Here is a 16,693-nt window from a genome sequence, read left to right on the forward strand (position 1 = left end):
TCAACAGATACAAGCACTTATTGCCAAGCTAATTCCAGACTGCGATCGCTGTGGTAGATACGCAACAGAATTTAATTGTTGTTTCAAAGCGCGATCGCTTGCAGCTTTTTTGATTTCGTCTAGCAAGGTGGGGTCTTTATCTAGCCGAATATTTATTTGGGGTGTAATAGCGAAAAAGGATTTTAGATCGGACACCCATTTTCCCAAATACATCCCCACCTACTTATGTCCAATTAATCTCTTTGGAACGAAAAGCTCTATCCCAATCGTTAGCAATCACTTCCATGATATTGATCATGCCTTCATAGCCAAAATATGGCTTGTCTACATAAGTTTCTCTGTTAGTGGGACTAAATACATCAAAAGCAATTTTGATTCCCAATTCCTCTGCCATGTATTTTTCCCATGCCGAGCCAATCACAGCATCAACATCAAACTCTTCTAAGGTCTGTTTTACCTGATAGCCATCTGCCGAAAATATTACGCGGGAAGTAAGACCGAGGCTGTGCAGTTCTCGCTCCAGAATTGAACGAGAATCAGGCATCGCTGAACGAAATAATAAGACTTCAGGAATCATCTCTAATTCTTCAAAGAGCATTCTCACTAGTCCAATGCCAAGCGTCCCATCCGCAGATACAGCAATTCTACAGTTACGATATCGGGGAATAATCATCAATGCTCGTTTGCGAAGTGTATCTACGACCATTTCTTCGCCTTGTTTGATGATTGGCTCCACTTTTTCATCTATCTTGAAATGTGCCGCCAATGCCTTCAACCATCGAGTAGTGTTGTTTACACCTATTGGTAAAGGTATATCATCAAGAATCAAAGGGATGTCATGGGTCTGTTGCATTTTCCGAGCAAACTTATACCCAACATCATGACTGAGAACAATATTAGCGGTTGCTTCACCAGCTTGCTCTAGTTCTTCAAAGGAGGTATTATGAGAGAAGACCGTCTGTACTTTAATCCTTAAAGATTTTAACATCTGCTTTACCCATTCCAAATCAGCCCACCAAGTAGGATTTAGATTTGCCTGTGGTGCAATGATATTTACAATCCTTGGCTTTCTGCCCCTTCTTTTAGTCTGCCTTTTTTTAATAAAAGGAAGTAAAGCCTCCAAACCCATCTCCAAGCCATCGTAAGCATTGCCCCGAAACCCACCAGCCATTAAAGGAACGAGTTTGGCTTTGACCTCTGGCTGAAGTTGATGGCACAATCCCGCAATATCTTCACCAATGATGTCTGCCGCGCAAGTACCAACGACAAACATCACCTTAGAATCAAAAGATTTATCCGCGTCTTTGATCATCCCTTTGAGTTTCTCAGATGCTCCCATCACAATGTCTGACTCAAAAAGACGAGTACAAGCAACTTTCCGCTTGGTGAAATCAACCTCATGAGCATCATACCCAGCTGCAACAGTAGACGCGCAACCCTGTGGAGACTGAATCACAATACTGACATCTTTAATGCCAGCAACTGTAGTTGCAATACCTTCAAGGGCACAGCCAACTACTGGGTCTTTACTATGGTTACAATTGTCAAAAGTCGTTTCAGCAGACATTTTTTCCTCCTGTTTCTCTAAAGCTTGACTATGGGAAACGCGTTTCATGCAGCTTGTAGCGACTTCTGCCTTGACGTTTCCGTGTTTTGTGAAGCCTGTAGCGACTTCTGCCTTGACGTTTCCATGTTTTGTGAAGCCTGTAGCGACTTCTGTCTTGACGTTTTCGTGTTTTGTGCAGCCTGTAGCGACTTCTGTCTTGACGTTTCCGTGTTTCGCGCAGCCTGTAACGGCTTTCACCTTGACGTTACCGTGTTTCGCGCAGCCTGTAGCAACTTCTGCCTTGACGTTACCGTATTTCGCGCAGCCTGTAACAGCTTCCGCCTTGACATTTTTGGCTTAAGCTTTGCTCGTAAGCTAATAATTATTCAAATTGCATCCCCGCGTCTCCCGCAACTCCCGCGTCCCCGCGTCTTTCTGAGGCTAAGGATTATGCAATTTAAAGGCGGATTAGCTTATCAGACGCCATTATCTCGTTCCCAGTCTCCGACTGGGAATGCCTAATGTGAGGCTCCGCCTCCCTTGCTGGCGGCAGAGCCGCCAAGAGCAGCATTTCCAGCCTCTGGCTGGAAACGAGGTTTTAAAGGGGTTTGCGCTTAAGTTGACACCAATGAGCAATGCTGTGCCCTTATTACGTGGTCTATTTACCTGAAAATAGCTGTAAAGGCGGATTAGCTTATCAGACGCCATCGAATCAGCCTGCAGTGTTTTCCAGTTCTTAAATGCAGCCAGTCCCGGTTTTTTGTTAACGATCGCTTGACTTTTAAGACAGTCGCTACAATTATTCTGCGCCTCTGCGTGAGACAAATCCATACTTTATTCAGCAAAGTCACATTTCATTTATCACTCGTTACAACATTTGCCCCGTCTCTTCTCTGCATATACGGTACAATCAGGCAAGTCTTGAGCTAATTTTCCGGTCAGTGATTGAGCAGATGCTAACCCGGAATCTTTAGGGAACACCATTTGCTTGGTTAAAGAACTGCGAGGTCTAAAGCCATATTGAAGTGCTGTTTTAATACACTTTGCGACCTTTAAAGCTCCGCGATAGCCGAATCTAGGACGATTTAAGATAGCATTTAAATCGACGACGGGAATATGGGGGAAACTCAAGGAAGAACCAAAATACACTACTGAATCTGAATCAAGACCACCAATAAAATCCAGTAATTCATCTTCGGTTTGTTTCATGGACTCGTACTTACCAAAAGCCAGTGTCCCCTTCGTAATCAAGATTTCCGGGTCTAACCCTGTTTCCAGCAAGTAATCCACACTGGTTTCTCGTGCTTCTGTACTCCACGGATGGAAGTTATAAATTACTACACGCATCCCAAAATCACGATCTAACATGTGGGCAAGGGACAAGCACTTAATAGCATCATGTCCTTCGATAATTGCTAACTTCCCTTCTATATAACCCTTAGCTTCCTCAAATTCAGTCTTGATTGCGGCATATTCCCTTGACATCAAAGCAGCCGCCTGTTCTTCCATCCCTAAATATTTTGCAGCCCCTTCGAGCCATTTTTCTGTAGCGGTGATTCCATAAGGAAGGATAGTAGAGTTTAACGGAGTACCAAACTTGTCTGACATGGCTTTGCCGATGGTATAGCCAAGATCCAAACATAAAGTACAGTTAACTGCCGCACTTGGTGCTTGCTTAAGTTCTTCTAAAGTACAATCACCAGCGATGACGCTGTGAACTCGTGCGCCCATTCCTTCTATCAATCGCACCAATTCCTTGACATCGGTTTCGACTTCCGTCCTTTCAGGACCCATCTTCGCGCCCACAATGTTGACAGCATTGGCTAGTTGTGCTTTCCGTTCTGGAGTTGGCGGCTCCATAAAGTCTACAATTTGCCGAAATACGATATCAAATCCACTGCGATACTCCCCTGCGAATCCTTCGCAATGTATCGTCATGATCTCAGACTTGATTTCGGTGCGGGCTTTATTCACTACGTCATCAACACAGTCGCCAATAATACCAGACGCGCAACTAGTAGCAACAACGATCGCATCGGGATGGTATTTTTCATCTACTTCTCGAATCGCGCCTGCTAATTCTTTTTCGCCTCCAAAAATTACCGCTTTCTCGCTCATGTTCGTAGTTACCACGGGTTCATAAGGGGAACCACTATTGCGGCTATTGGTCAGCTTGTATGCCCGCTTGACACCATAAGCACAGCCACTCGGCCCGTGAGAAATGACGATCGCATTTTTAATGCCACTTAAAATCTTCGTTGCAGTCCAGAATTTACAGGGGCGGGTATGACTACCTTGTAAACTGGTCTTAATCTTACCCTCTTTTGCCAAGCGATAAAGTTCGCTTAAATTTCCGTAAAATACGACATTCTGATCTATACTTGCAGTCATGAGAACTCTCCAATGTTTCGTCAGCTTCACTTTTTAAACGCAGAGGAGCGCTAAGGTTGGCGCAGAGGAACGCAAAGTTTTGAACGTATCGAAAAACTCTGCGCTCCTTTGCGTTAAAATTCAATCTACCAAACGTTTAAGAGCCACTCGCGATCGTGCTTGTTCTCCATATCTGCAAACATGGCGTTGGCAATGTTATCTGCTAGCCATTCTGCTCCTTTATAGCCAATAATGGGGTATTTCCACAGACCTGCGCGGTCAAAGCTGGGGAAGCCAACTCGAACCATTGGAATCTTGTTATCGATAGAAATATATCGACCCTTTGAATGACCTAGAATCAAGTCGATTTCGAGGGATTTATCTTTAATGCGGCGCTCCAGTTCCCAGAGGTCTGCATTCCAGATCACTTCGATGTCACAAGCTGCTTGCTTCTCCAACTCGGCAATTCTTGGGTCTTTGGTGCAAGCTCTGTTGTCGTCTCCCAACAACATCAGCACTGGCTCTAACTCAACTTCTAAGCAGAACTCTGCTAGACCAATTACTAAATCGGGATCTCCGTAAATCGCTACCTTCTTGTTGGCGAAGAACATGTGTGCGAGGTCGGCGATCGCATCGATTGCTTTACCCCGTTCTCTGACTAAAGATTCTGGTATTGCTTTCCCAGTTAGTTTTTGGATGTTTTGCAGCCAAGTGTCGGTATTTTTGATGCCAATTGGGGTTGGGCCAATGATTGCGGGAACCTTAAACTTCTCTTGTAAGAATTCGGCTGCGCTGCCGCCTTCATATTTACATAAAGCAATAGTTCCCAACGCATTAGCAGAATCAGCAATTTCTTCAATGGTGCTATTCCCAAAGGCAAAACTTGTCTTATCGGGCATGGTGGGCGCATCGAAGGTTTCTGTATCCAGTAAAATGTTTCCTGGAACGTCCATCTCTTTTAAGATGCGCTTAACTTCGGTAACATCTCCAGGGTTAAGCCACCCTGTGATCATGTTCAACTTGCCAGTTGGTTCGCCTTTTTTTGCTAGGCTAGAAATGATTGCATGTACGCCGACATTATAGCCAGTAACTTGACTGCCTTTGTAACTGGGAGTATGTACAGGAACAAGAATAACCTTGCGATCGGGATAGTCTTTCTTTAACTGGGCGTTGAGCTTGTTAATGGTTCCTTCGATATCGTCCCCAATTGTCTCAGTTGAACAAGTCGTAATAATTGGAATAATCCGTAAATCAGGATATCGTGCTACTAAGGTGTTTACGGCTTCCTCAATGCGTGGCTGTCCTCCAAGAACAGCGCTATTTTCATGGAGTGAAGAAGAAGCAATGTCGAAATTTTCCTTCAAATGCTGGGCAAACAGGAGCCGAACGAACATACTACACCCCTGTCCTCCATGCACCAGGGGAATACAATCTTTGATTCCGATGGAAGCGTATTCAGCCCCAGCAGGCTGACAGGTAAATATAGGATTGATTATTCCCTTGCGTTCTTTCTGTTTTACGACTAAAGACATTCTCTTGACTCCTATGTGGTAAAAAAATTGCGTGATTTTGTTTGGCGTTGCTGAACGAAGATATGAAGTGTCATTTTGAGCTTAAGAAAGTGGAGCGATGTCTGCGGCGAGGTAACGCTGCATCCAACCAAGAAACAAGCTACCCATAGCATCGATTACAGAAGAAAAGTAGAATTGAATTTCTTGAAAATCTTGAAAGCTAGATGAGATGCTTCTGTAGTCAGACACTATGCGGACACTACGCTTCTTGGGAATGCTTTTGGTGTAGCCCGTCGCAGCGTTAGCGATCGCTCGCCGCAGGCATCGCTCTCTACTCTGTAAGTCTCTACTCTGTAAGAAAATTTTTGCACAAACACTAACAGGATGACTTGACTCTATTTCATACTCCAATTCAACAACGCCGTTCGTTTAGTGAGGCAATCTGGTCTTCTCCCTGAACTCACGAATGGGAGAAGGGGAGAAGGGGAGACGCTAAAAGCGATCGCAAATCATCGAGCGTCACCCGGAGGGTTAAATTACCGATCTAATTGCTTTAATAAAGCGAATAATGCAATTCACCATTCTTCGACTTGGTTATTACAATATCGATCAGCATTGCCTTAACAGATTCCAGTACTGCTTTCTTTTGCGAGTTCTCCATGCTATTTAACCATGAAAATCTGATTTCCAGGTCAGCCGAAAGGATCTTCGCATCTGCATAAAAACCCCTCTGGATCAAGGTTTCCAGAACCACCTTTTCTCCAGTCAAGATTTGGGCGGCCATATCGAGAACACCATTGATGTTTTCTTCCCGATCCCATGCACGAGAGTGAAACTGCCACAAACACCGTTCTTGAATTAATTTTGTGACTTCCCCAGCTCGCTCTTGAATGTATGACGCGATTTCCTTAGCTTGCACTTGAACCTGTGGCGCAACCGCAACTTCCTTAGCTTGCACTTGAACCTGTGGTGCAACCGCAACTTCCTTAGCTTGGACTTGAACTTGTGGTGCAGCTTCCTTAGCTTGGGGTTGAACCTGTGGCGCAACTTCCTTCGCTAGTTGTTTGGCCTGTGGCGCAGTTTCCTTAGCTTGGGGTTGAACCTGTGGTGCAACTTCCTTCGCTAGTTGTTTGGCCTGTGGCGCAGTTTCCTTAGCTTGGGGTTGAACCTGTGGTGCAACTTCTTTAGCTTGGGGTTGAACCTGTGGTGCAACTTCTTTAGCTTGGGGTTGAACCTGTGGTGCAACTTCCTTCGCTGGCTGTTTGGCCTGTGGTGCAACTTCCTTCGCTGGCTGTTGAACTTGTGGCGCAGCTTCCTTAACTAGCTGTTTGACCTGTGAAGTGGTTTCCTTAACTAGCTGTTTGACTTCTGAAGTGGCTTCCTTAACTTGCTGTTGAATTAAAGAAACAACTTCTTCAGATACCTCTTTGGTTGCTTTACCGTTGCCATTACCATTGGTACTTGGCAGATTTTGCTCACCACGGATATCATATTGAGCCAATTTCATCAGAGGCGAATAGATGGCATTGTACATATCCCGTGCCATATTCACCGCACCTTCAAAGCCCATATAAGGGCCATTGTGGTAGCCATGACCATTCACATAAGGCAAATGTAGCTTCTTCACCAAAGCACCCACCCGTGGCCCAGTCAAAACCAAATCCGGCTTGACCATCTCCAGCACTTCAAAGAACTCAAGTTCATTGCCATCATCAATATAGATAGTCCCCTCTTCACCTCTGGCAATTACCTTTTCAAAGTCCTCTTGGTGTCCAAACTTGGAGGACATCGCCACAACGTGCATCCCCAAATCGTCTTCTAGGGCCTTAGTCCAGTGCCACAATCTCGGACCCCCAGTCCAGATACAGACCTTTTTGCCACTCAAGCGCTCTTTATACCACTCTAACTTCGATTCATATTTAGCGACTTCTTCAGCAATCACCGCTTCGGCTCTGTCTTCAATCCCAAAGAAAGCCCCGATTTTGCGTAACCCTTCCTTGGCATAGTCAAAGCCCCAAGTATCCACATCGATCCGGGGAATGCCATATTTTTTCTTTAATTCATTGGCAATGTATCCAGCAGAGCGGGCACAGTTAGTCACATTCAACTGCGCTCTGTGCATCCCACGTAAGGAGTCATAAGTACCATTCCCGGTAAAATGGGCAATAATTTGGATGCCCATTTTTTCCATGTACTTCTCCATTACAAAGGTATCCCCTTGGATGTTGTAGTCACCAATCACATTAATCGTGTATGGGCTGGTAATTTCTGGCTCAAAGGTTCCTACCTTGTCTGTCATCCACCCCATGTTAAACACGTGGTGTCCTTTGGATTGACTTACTCCAGCAAAACCGGGACATTCCACTGTGAAGATATCGACATCACCCAGTTCTTTTTCGACTTCTTTGACTACAGGCTTGATATCATCGCCAATCAAAGCTGTGGAACAGGTGGTGTACACCATCATCCGCTTAATGTCAGGAAATTCTGCAAAGGCTTCCAGCATAGCCTTCTTCAGCAGCTTTTCACCACCGAAGACAACGTGTTGTTCCTTCATGTCCGATGACCAGACATATTTGAGTTGGAAGTTGCCATTGTCGCTGGGATAGCGTTTGGTGTGCCATGTATCATAAGCACAGCCCACAGGACCATGTATCAACTGGATAGTATCCTTGAGGACACCACCAATTACGAGCTTTGCACCACAATAGCTGCATCCGCGCTCAGATAATGAGCCGGGAATGGTTTCCACGTGTGCGCTTGGCAGAAACTGGGTTGTATCTTCTCCTTTCTCTTTAATATATATGTGCTTCTCCCGTTCGGGGATGGATTCGTCGCACTTAAACAACTTCATTGGCATGGCTGATTGCTCCTTGTGCAAATAGCTGATATCAAGAAAGATACTTTGATATTTCTCTTATGATCAGAAAACTTCTTTGACTTCCTTGATTTCAAAATCTTATCAACCTTTGGAATTAATAATAGTAACTCTGATAACAATAGGAAAAATAAATATTGAATAAGCAACGATATATTCAATTATAAATAGACTATTCTGTCTAGATATAAACCATGCCTTGCTCATATATATAAGAGGTTTACTCATGTAAATAGACAGACTATTCTAACTATAATTAGAGAGAGAAATAATTTAATTTCTCTCTTGATTATGGATGTTTTATTTGGATAAATCGGCAATATTTGCTCAACTTAAAACCACACAATAACGCAATTATTGGCTTTCCGGCTCTCTAGATGAGGCAGTCCGGTCTTCTCTACGAGACGCTGCGCGAAGGGGGTTTCCCCCAGGAGGAACTGCCGTGATAACTAATTGTAACCACGAATACTCTTTGTAAATTAATTGGCCAGCGCAAGTAAATTGGCCAGATGTATGATATTCTTTATTTATAGGGAATCTAAACCACTTCACGCACAAAGGATCTCCAAGCACTTGCGCTGTAGTGATGAAGCCAAATCCCATAAGTTAACCAATTGTTTGATGAACTGATGGTCTTGCTCCACAAGTTTCTGGAGGATTGTGGAAGTACTTGATCGGTAGCAGTTCTGGAGTTCGGGGGGACTTTGGTCTGCTTGCAGTTCATCAATCACTTTTGGGACAAACCGTTTATTCTTTAGAGATAGTTTTTTATTAAATCCTCAGAAAGAATCGAAGCTTTGGCGAATAAAAGAATAGAACAATTAATTGATAAATCACATTATTTGCGATTTAACCAATTGGATAAAATCAACTTAATTCAATATTAAGATGGATGAAATAACCTGTTATTTAAAATAAATAATAGTCAAGAGTATTTTTTCATTTTAAAATATTGTTATTTTCTGTTGCTGCTATACATTGTAATACAGAGTTAAAAACTATTTAAAAATCTGAGTATAACGGTATACTTACTTCTAGCAATTACAGTGTATACAATAGCTATAACGTCAAAGCCTAATAGAAATTTGAAATGGTTTGCACATTTATGCAGTTACTTGAAAAAGCTACTTTAGCTTAAAGTTTAAACAATCCTGAAATTGGGAAAATTTCTGTCAGTATTGAATTAATTAATAATTACACATTATTCAAGGATGCGATCTAAATGACTAAACCGAAAACAACCCGTAAATCTGTTCACGATCGCATCCTCAGTACAGCATCAGGTTTGTTTTATCGAGAAGGAATTCGCAACGTTGGCATTGACAGAATCGTTGCGGAATCTGGTGTTGCTAAAATGTCGCTCTACAATCATTTCAAGTCAAAGGATGCATTAATTGAAGCGTGGCTGCGACAACAGGATGAACAATGGTGTGAATGGCTCAAAAGCGCGATTGAGCAACGAGCTTCTAACCCATCCCAACAACTACTGGCAATATTTGATGCCCTGCGAGAATGGTTTGAAGGCCCAGATTTCCGAGGTTGTGCATTCATTAATGCTTCAGTAGAACTAGCCAATGCTGACCATCCTGGACATCGAGTGGCATTGGAGCATCAACAATCGATTTACCACTACATCAAGAGCCTAGCTCAAGCCGCAGAAGTTTCATCACCGGAACAGTTAGCTAGGCAACTGCTTCTTATCGTGCAAGGTGCGATCGTGGTTGCAATGATGGAAGGAAGTTGGTCAACCGCTTCACAGGCGAAAAAGGTGGCGGCAATCCTAATCCAGACTGCATCAAAATCTGGCGTTACATGAAATCTGTTATGTGATTTAATGTAAAAAATCACACTGCAACTAAGTTCGGAGCAGTCAAGGATGAGAATTCATTACTTACAACATGTGCTATTTGAAGGACTTGCTAGTATTGAACAATGGTTGACAAAGAAAGATTATATTCCCTCCGCAACTAAGTTTTATAATGGTGACACTATAGAGGGATGAATTGAGTAAATCTACTGTGCAATGTCCATACTGCGGCTCTACGGGAATTCGTAAAAACGGAAAGCGAAGAGGTAAACAAAATCACATTTGTACTAAATGCGATCGCCAGTTTCCTTGATACAGAGGCATTGGGTTTTGTAGATTGCAAACCAGGAAGAGGGCAATAAAAAATGCAGACATGTAGTCGGAAAGTTAGCTGTAGGAGTTTAGATTGATTGCTCACAGGCATTTGCGATCGCCCTTAGCTCCGTGACACGAAAAGACGCGCTAGTTCACAGACAAAATTGGGCAGCAAGGGCGACGTAATCACATCATCAACCAGCAACGTAGTCACCTGTTTTAACTGAGCATTGTCTCGTCGATAGACTTCGATTCGTTGAGCAATGCGATCGACAATCCAATACTCCTGCACTCCCTGAACTGAATACAGTTTCAACTTGGCTAATCGGTCTCGATCTTCATTCGCTTTTCCCAAAGAAAGCACTTCTACTACCAATTCCGGCGCTCCTCGAAAATGCCCCGCTTCATCCTGAATTTGCGCCAACCGCTCATAACTCACCCACGCCACATCGGGAGCCACATTATCGGAGTCTGAAAAGATTAGCCCCGGCATAATCGATGCTTCGCCTAAACCACTCTCCAAAGACCAATTATCTAAGACGGCAAAGATGCGACCCGTAACCTGCTGATGTTTATGATGAGGCGATCGCGTCACAAACAATTCTCCGTCAATAATTTCATAATGAATCCATTCGTTATCGGGTAATGCTGCAACATCTTGAATTGTCCAGCGAACACCGCTTGCAGTTTGGCTCATGACAGTGTTTTTTAGTGTGAGGGTGCTTCGATTGTATCGGACAAAAGGGGGCGTTGGCATTGCCAGCCGCAGGCATCGCAGTTATCTTCACTCATTAAGTAGCACAGCTTTCGGCTTAATTTCGTGATTACATTCCTTTTCATCATACATAACCCCTAAGCCCTGACAACCACGACGGGTAGGAAAATTACCTCAACAACTGCTAGATTTGTATCTGAATTCAACAACGCCATTTTTTTTTAAACGAAATGTGCATCTTTAGGGTTGAATGCCAGCTTAATTATTTCATGGGGATATACATTACCGAATATATGATTCCGAGGCACTCTGGCGATTAAAGTTTGTTCTCCGACTTTAACCCAAATACTACAAATACCAATACCATTTAAAACCCGTTCTACTAGCCCTTCAATAATTACCGAACACAGTTTGTGTCGCATTGAAGAAGTTGTATCGAAAATATTGAAAGTATCGCCAGATAAACAACATGCAGTAATTGGCTTGGTGATTTCCCCAGGATATAAAAACTCTATGCCGTTTGCAAGTTTGATAAAACTTCCACGGCTACTCTGTTCTACCCGACACGGAATAATATTATCTATCCCTACCAGTCTGGCCAACTGCTCGTTAGCTGGTCGGCGGATGATGGTTTCCAAGTTATCATCCTGTACAATACAGCCGTCAAATAAAGCGATCGCTCGATCAGCAAAATGCAGTATATCTGTAAAATTATGACTGACTAATATGACTGCTGATCCTCTCGCTTGCGCCCATTGTCTAATTTTCTCGATCATCTGGGGACGTATTCCCACATCTAAAGAGGCAGAAGGCTCATCCAAAAGCAGCAATTCTGAATCAGCAACTAAACCACAGGCAATACAAACCCGCTTTGCTTCACCACCGGATAGAGAACGAGCTGACTGATTTGCCAGGTGTTCACAGCCAAAAGTTGCAAGTGCAGTATGTACCGTTTGCTTAATCTTGTGTATTGGTGTGCCGCGAAACTTTAATACCTTGGCAACATTATTAAAAACAGTGTCATCGAGTAGTAAGGTTTCCTGAAATACCAAAGCCGAACGACGACGCAACAATGTTTTATTAGCATTGCGGACATCCTGTCCAAATAATTGCATCTCACCACGGTAAGGTTGCAAGAGATTGATTGTTCTTAACAAAGTACTTTTACCAGCGCCATTGGGGCCAAGTACAGCAACCAATTCTCCTGGACGGACTGCAAAATTTTCAATTGACAGGATATTTTTACGTGTTTTGCTAGCGACGCTAACCTGTCGCATATTCAGGACAAACTCGTTAGTATTCATAGAATTTTCTTGTCATGCTGTAGGATAGTCAGCAATACGATCACGGTGTATGTGATGATCAGAAGAATGTATGCGATCGCCATCGCCACATCGTAATTTCCTTTCCCTACTTCCAAGACGATCGCTGTAGTCAGGACTCTAGTCTGCCCCTTGATATTGCCGCCCACCATCATGGATGCACCAACTTCCGAGATGACGCGACCAAAACCAGCCATGATTGCAGCCATTAACCCTAACCGTGCTTCCTTGATTAGCAACCAGTTGACTTGCCACTGTGTCGCCCCCATTGATAACAGTCGCCAACGTAGTTTCGGATTAATACTGATAATTGCCGCAAAACTGAAGCCAGCTATAATTGGAAAAGCAATGATGGCTTCGGCTATGATCATCGCTGTGGGCGTGTACATCAAATCAAGATTTCCTAACGGGCCAGATCGCCACAAAAACAGACTGACGAATAAACCGACTACGACAGGTGGTAATCCCATACCGAAGTTAATCAAACTAGTCAGAGTCTGCTTACCGACGAAATCCACTAATGCTAACCATAGTCCTAATGGTAGTCCCAGTAAAACGCTAATGGCTGTAGCTGTTCCAGATACGAACAATGTCATCGTCATGACTTGGAAAACGTCACTATCGCCACTGGTTAATAGTTCAAAAGCTCTGAAAGCTCCTTCGATGATTGTATTCACAATTTATTGCCTTGACAATCTGATTGCTGCTATCAAAGCCCAGATATCTATACTCAGGGAAGTAGCAGAATATGCGGGATTAGTTGAGGTTGTCTGCCTAAATGCTACACATTTGCTACGAGATGCGATGTAGAAGGGAAAGCAGACAGATCCGCGTTTGTAGTTAGAATTGCAATGGCTTGCAACATAAGAACAAGAACACTTGCTATGATTTCCCGACTATGGGTGTAACTACGAAAATCATCACCCAAATGTTCGTCGCGCCATCTTTGAGTAGATGGCGTTTGGTAAAAAAGATTTGGGTTTACCTCCGTTGCTTAGGAAACACTATAGTAATTTATTTCCAGGCTTCCTCTGAGTGTTTCTCGTAATCATTGTAAGCATTCACCAGACCCTTGAGAACTTCGGATGTAGTCTCAAAAAGAGCCTGAGCCTTTGGATCTTCGATTTTGCTAATATCTTCACGCAAGTGTGTAATGAGATCGTTCAACTTACCTTTGATTTTCGTTGTATGGTGGTGTGGGTTGGTTTCGGGCGAGTTTTGTTGGGTTGTCATGAGTTTACTCCTGGTAGAGAAAAGAATAACTTCTAATGTGTTCAATTCTAAGAATACTTTGGCTTATTGTCTGATACTCAAGTTTCTTTAAAAGCCATAATCTTTCTCCGTTTTACCGCCATCAACATAAAATAGCGGTTGTTTGAATTCTTTTTTCCCGTGGGCTGCAATTATTGTCTGTCCTTCAGGAGATAAGACAAAATTAATAAACGCTTTAGCTCCTGCACTATTCACCTTGGGGAATTTCTGAGAATTTACTTCCATGACATGGTAGAGATTTAACAATTTCTTATCTCCTTGCACCAATATTGGCAAAGACAGGTTTTTCTTCTGAAATATATATGTTGCTCGATCTGCTAAGGTATATCCCAGTTTTTGATTAGCAATTTGCAAAGTTTGCGCCATTCCTGAACCTGTTTGCTGATACCATGCACCAGTCGGTGTGATATTTGCCTGTTTCCATAAATCTTTTTCTAGTTTGTTAGTACCTGAGTCATCACCCCGCGATACAAACAACGCTTGATTTTTGGCAATCAGACTGAATGCTTCCACAGCATTCTTTTCACCTCGGATCTTTGCCTTGTCTGCATCTGGGCCGACGATCACAAAGTCATTGTGCATTACCAAGTGGCGATTAATCACCGCACCACCTGCCAAAACTTTGCGTTCGGCTTTAGGTGAATTGACGAATAGCGCGTCAACCTCACCTTTTTCAGCCAGAGCCAAAGCTTGTCCGGTGCCGACTGCAACCTTTTTCAGCTTATATCCTGTTTTCTTTTCAATCGCCGGAACTAAATCATCTAGCAGCCCGCTATCCTCAATACTGGTTGTCATCGCCACGATCACATTTTTATTCGCTGGGGACTGTCCAAGAGTTGGCTCTTGCTTGACTAGGGTACTACCAAAGCCGATGCAAAGAATCGCCAGGAAACTTACCAAACACCCATCGCGCACAGCCCGATGATTGATCATTGTACTCTCCTACCAATCTGTGTGCCAATATTCTTTACTATGGCAAGTAAAGCTTACATTGGGAAGTATAAGCAAGATTGAGTAGGAAATCAACCATTTATGTTGTTTTCCAGACAATTTTTATGATGAGAAGAATTCTTGACACGATGCTGATATTTGAGTTTTGTACCGAGTGTGGCGTTACTTTAGAGGAAGTTGACAAAAGTCCTGGTATGGCTTTAGACGCTTCGTTTCAGTCGTTGTGACGTAGTTTAGAGATGCTTGGTGGAATGCGATCGCAGCAGTTGATCAAAGACTGCGATCGCAACAGCTTCGTGTGTCCACGATGGATTTAAGAATAGCAACCGGAGGCATCCAGGTAGCCCTAGATATTAAAGGAGGCTATTCTCCTGGCATCAGTAAGCGGTAAAGGAAGTTTTTACTTACTTGGTTCTGTCTAGCCATTTCTAGAAGTAGTATATCTCCATTTTTGAGGAGGACGAAAAAGCATTGAGCATCGAGGTAATCATCGTTACGTAATCCTTCATCAGCTACCTTTGTTTCCTCTATCTCTTCATAGTTCAAGTAATGCTCTTTGTCCTCAACATCTACTACATTAAATACGACTGGCATTGGTTGTAAGGTATAAGAGTACATTGTCGAGCATAAATCGTATAGTTGCTCCAATTCTGTTGGTTTAGTTGCAAAATACAATCCTCATGGGATATCCTGATATGGTTCGGGATCTCAGTATTTTAAGGATATCTAATGCGCCTTTGGTATTGTAATTAAGTCATTAGTTAGGCAACTTTGAACAAATCAAGGCAACCAATTTCTCAGGTGCTTGGCACTCATGACTTAATCAATTGTGCGCGGAAGAATGCTAACATTATTCGTGAATATGCTCTGTTATTGCAAATTATTCAGGGTTTGGTAACGGCTCCTATTTTATTATTTAATGCTGGAGCGGTCGCAAGAGAAAATGGAGTATTTTGCGTAAGTACTAATAGCTATCCTCCACACAAAAATTTAGCCCAAAAAGTATTATTGCCAGATATAAATCAGGATAAACAAAACAATCCAGATGACATCAACAAAGTGCCAGAAAATAGAGGTGGCATTTACACCAAAATGACCTGTGTCGTAGTTACCAGGTATAAAAGAGCGACCCAAAACAATCATCTGCAACAAAATGCCAGTGAGAACGTGCAAACCGTGGAAGCCCGTTAACAAGTAGAATGTGCCACCGAATGTCCCGGAGGTGAAACCAAACTCCAAGTGACTCCATTCAATCCCTTGTCCGACTAAAAAGTAACTTCCCATTGCGATCGTTGCCAAGAGATACAGACGAAACCCTTTCAAGTCATGACGTTGAAGGGCTTTTTCTGCTAAGTAAATGACAAAGCTACTGGCAACTAGAATGACTGTGTTGATTGCCGGATCTTTGACTTCTAACCCTGAAACACCAGCTGGTAGCCAGTTAGGAGTAGTTGTTTTGTAGATGATATATCCGGCGAAAAAACTTAAAAAGATGACGCTTTCAGACATCAGGAAGATGATAAAGCCAAACATCTTGTTGCCTTCTTCGTCGTGGCTATGTTCTGCGCCTGTGTGATGCAACTCATTTGAATTGATATAACTGTCCATTGGTGGAATTTGCTTTTAGCTTGAGGGTTAAATTTAAAACGCAAAGGAGAAGCAGCGCGTTGCGCTATGGTGTACACACAAGTCTTTTGACCAGCACCTAATGGCACTAAGAAAAGATATAGCCCTTGCACTGACTGGTTCCCAGCCTGGAGGCTGGGAACCGATTCTGGGAGGCTCCGCCTCCAGTAGCTTGACGGGAGGCAGAGCCTCTTTTGAATACATTCCCAGCCTAGAGGCTGGGAACGAGGCGACACATGCCTTTAGGCTTTTCTTAGTGCCATTCTGACCAGCACCTTAGTTGCATCGTTCTGCACCTTAGTTGCATCGTTCTGCACCTTAGTTGCATCGTTCTGCACCTTAGTTGCATCGTTCTGCATCTTAGTTGCATCGTTCTGCAT

At 43.2% G+C, this 16,693-nt stretch carries 17 protein-coding genes and 1 pseudogene; 5 read left to right on the forward strand and 13 right to left on the reverse strand.

The genetic code is table 11. The features are described 5' to 3' along the window. The 6 genes from V7K62_RS25545 to vnfD all read right to left on the reverse strand — a co-directional run bounded on the left by V7K62_RS25545 (position 1) and on the right by vnfD (position 8,287). Entirely contained in the window at positions 1-195 is a 195-nt protein-coding gene (locus V7K62_RS25545; protein WP_334869031.1) for a hypothetical protein, read from the reverse strand. A 28-nt stretch (positions 196-223) separates the two neighbouring features. After that, complete coding sequence (locus tag V7K62_RS25550) at positions 224-1,804, reverse strand: nitrogenase component 1 (protein WP_334869033.1); 1,581 nt, start codon at positions 1,802-1,804, stop codon at positions 224-226. Between the two features lie 603 nt (positions 1,805-2,407). Then, complete coding sequence (locus V7K62_RS25555) at positions 2,408-3,937, reverse strand: nitrogenase component 1 (protein ID WP_334869035.1); 1,530 nt, start codon at positions 3,935-3,937, stop codon at positions 2,408-2,410. Positions 3,938-4,062: 125 nt separating this feature from the next. Further along, on the reverse strand, positions 4,063-5,448 hold the full coding sequence (gene vnfK / locus V7K62_RS25560) for a V-containing nitrogenase subunit beta (protein ID WP_334869037.1): 1,386 nt from the start codon (positions 5,446-5,448) through the stop codon (positions 4,063-4,065). Between the two features lie 81 nt (positions 5,449-5,529). Then, positions 5,530-5,838: a hypothetical protein gene (locus V7K62_RS25565; RefSeq protein ID WP_334869039.1), complete on the reverse strand. Its 309-nt coding sequence runs from the start codon at positions 5,836-5,838 to the stop codon at positions 5,530-5,532. A gap of 142 nt (positions 5,839-5,980) precedes the next feature. Beyond that, the gene (gene vnfD, locus V7K62_RS25570; protein ID WP_334869041.1) at positions 5,981-8,287 is read right to left on the reverse strand and encodes a nitrogenase vanadium-iron protein, alpha chain; all 2,307 of its coding nucleotides are present in this window, start codon (positions 8,285-8,287) and stop codon (positions 5,981-5,983) included. Positions 8,288-9,527: 1,240 nt separating this feature from the next. Here vnfD and V7K62_RS25575 point away from each other — a divergent pair. Together V7K62_RS25575 and V7K62_RS25580 are read left to right on the forward strand one after the other, a co-directional pair. Continuing rightward, positions 9,528-10,121, forward strand: coding sequence for a TetR/AcrR family transcriptional regulator (locus V7K62_RS25575; protein WP_334869042.1), 594 nt, complete (start codon positions 9,528-9,530; stop codon positions 10,119-10,121). Positions 10,122-10,323: 202 nt separating this feature from the next. Continuing rightward, positions 10,324-10,419: pseudogene (locus V7K62_RS25580) on the forward strand (transposase-like zinc-binding domain-containing protein); the annotation flags it as partial. A 129-nt stretch (positions 10,420-10,548) separates the two neighbouring features. Here V7K62_RS25580 and V7K62_RS25585 read toward each other — a convergent pair. The 3 genes from V7K62_RS25585 to V7K62_RS25595 form a co-directional block, all read right to left on the reverse strand. Continuing rightward, positions 10,549-11,124, reverse strand: a complete 576-nt coding sequence (locus tag V7K62_RS25585) for a Uma2 family endonuclease (RefSeq protein ID WP_334869044.1) — start codon at positions 11,122-11,124, stop codon at positions 10,549-10,551. Between the two features lie 239 nt (positions 11,125-11,363). Beyond that, the gene (locus tag V7K62_RS25590) at positions 11,364-12,446 is read right to left on the reverse strand and encodes an energy-coupling factor ABC transporter ATP-binding protein (protein ID WP_334869046.1); all 1,083 of its coding nucleotides are present in this window, start codon (positions 12,444-12,446) and stop codon (positions 11,364-11,366) included. Then, complete coding sequence (locus V7K62_RS25595) at positions 12,443-13,141, reverse strand: ABC transporter permease (protein WP_334869048.1); 699 nt, start codon at positions 13,139-13,141, stop codon at positions 12,443-12,445. Before V7K62_RS25595 ends, V7K62_RS25590 begins: the two co-directional genes overlap by 4 nt. Between V7K62_RS25595 and V7K62_RS25600 the strand changes: the two genes are divergently transcribed. Next, a complete protein-coding gene (locus tag V7K62_RS25600) occupies positions 13,128-13,274 on the forward strand; it encodes a hypothetical protein (RefSeq protein WP_334869050.1) in 147 nt (48 codons plus the stop codon). The genes V7K62_RS25595 and V7K62_RS25600 overlap by 14 nt on opposite strands. Before the next feature lie 204 nt (positions 13,275-13,478). Here V7K62_RS25600 and V7K62_RS25605 read toward each other — a convergent pair whose 3' ends face one another. Both V7K62_RS25605 and V7K62_RS25610 read right to left on the reverse strand, forming a co-directional pair. Continuing rightward, the gene (locus tag V7K62_RS25605) at positions 13,479-13,697 is read right to left on the reverse strand and encodes a hypothetical protein (protein ID WP_334869052.1); all 219 of its coding nucleotides are present in this window, start codon (positions 13,695-13,697) and stop codon (positions 13,479-13,481) included. 87 nt (positions 13,698-13,784) lie between these two features. Beyond that, entirely contained in the window at positions 13,785-14,669 is an 885-nt protein-coding gene (locus tag V7K62_RS25610; protein ID WP_334869054.1) for a substrate-binding domain-containing protein, read from the reverse strand. Positions 14,670-14,791: 122 nt separating this feature from the next. Here V7K62_RS25610 and V7K62_RS25615 point away from each other — a divergent pair, with 122 nt between their 5' ends. After that, the gene (locus V7K62_RS25615) at positions 14,792-14,914 is read left to right on the forward strand and encodes a hypothetical protein (RefSeq protein WP_334869056.1); all 123 of its coding nucleotides are present in this window, start codon (positions 14,792-14,794) and stop codon (positions 14,912-14,914) included. Between the two features lie 136 nt (positions 14,915-15,050). On the opposite strand, the gene V7K62_RS25620 is transcribed toward V7K62_RS25615, so the two are convergent. After that, positions 15,051-15,362 carry a hypothetical protein gene (locus V7K62_RS25620; RefSeq protein ID WP_334869058.1) on the reverse strand — a complete coding sequence of 104 codons (312 nt, stop codon included), beginning with the start codon at positions 15,360-15,362 and terminating at the stop codon, positions 15,051-15,053. Positions 15,363-15,692: 330 nt separating this feature from the next. Beyond that, positions 15,693-16,295 (reverse strand): cytochrome c oxidase subunit 3, encoded by a 603-nt coding sequence (locus V7K62_RS25625; RefSeq protein ID WP_334869060.1) that lies wholly within the window; start codon positions 16,293-16,295, stop codon positions 15,693-15,695. Positions 16,296-16,395: 100 nt separating this feature from the next. Between V7K62_RS25625 and V7K62_RS25630 the strand changes: the two genes are divergently transcribed. Then, entirely contained in the window at positions 16,396-16,581 is a 186-nt protein-coding gene (locus tag V7K62_RS25630; protein ID WP_334869062.1) for a hypothetical protein, read from the forward strand. Positions 16,582-16,693 lie beyond the last annotated feature (112 nt).

Source organism: Nostoc sp., assembly GCF_036917935.1.
In the GTDB taxonomy this organism is placed as follows: Bacteria; Cyanobacteriota; Cyanobacteriia; order Cyanobacteriales; family Nostocaceae; genus Nostoc.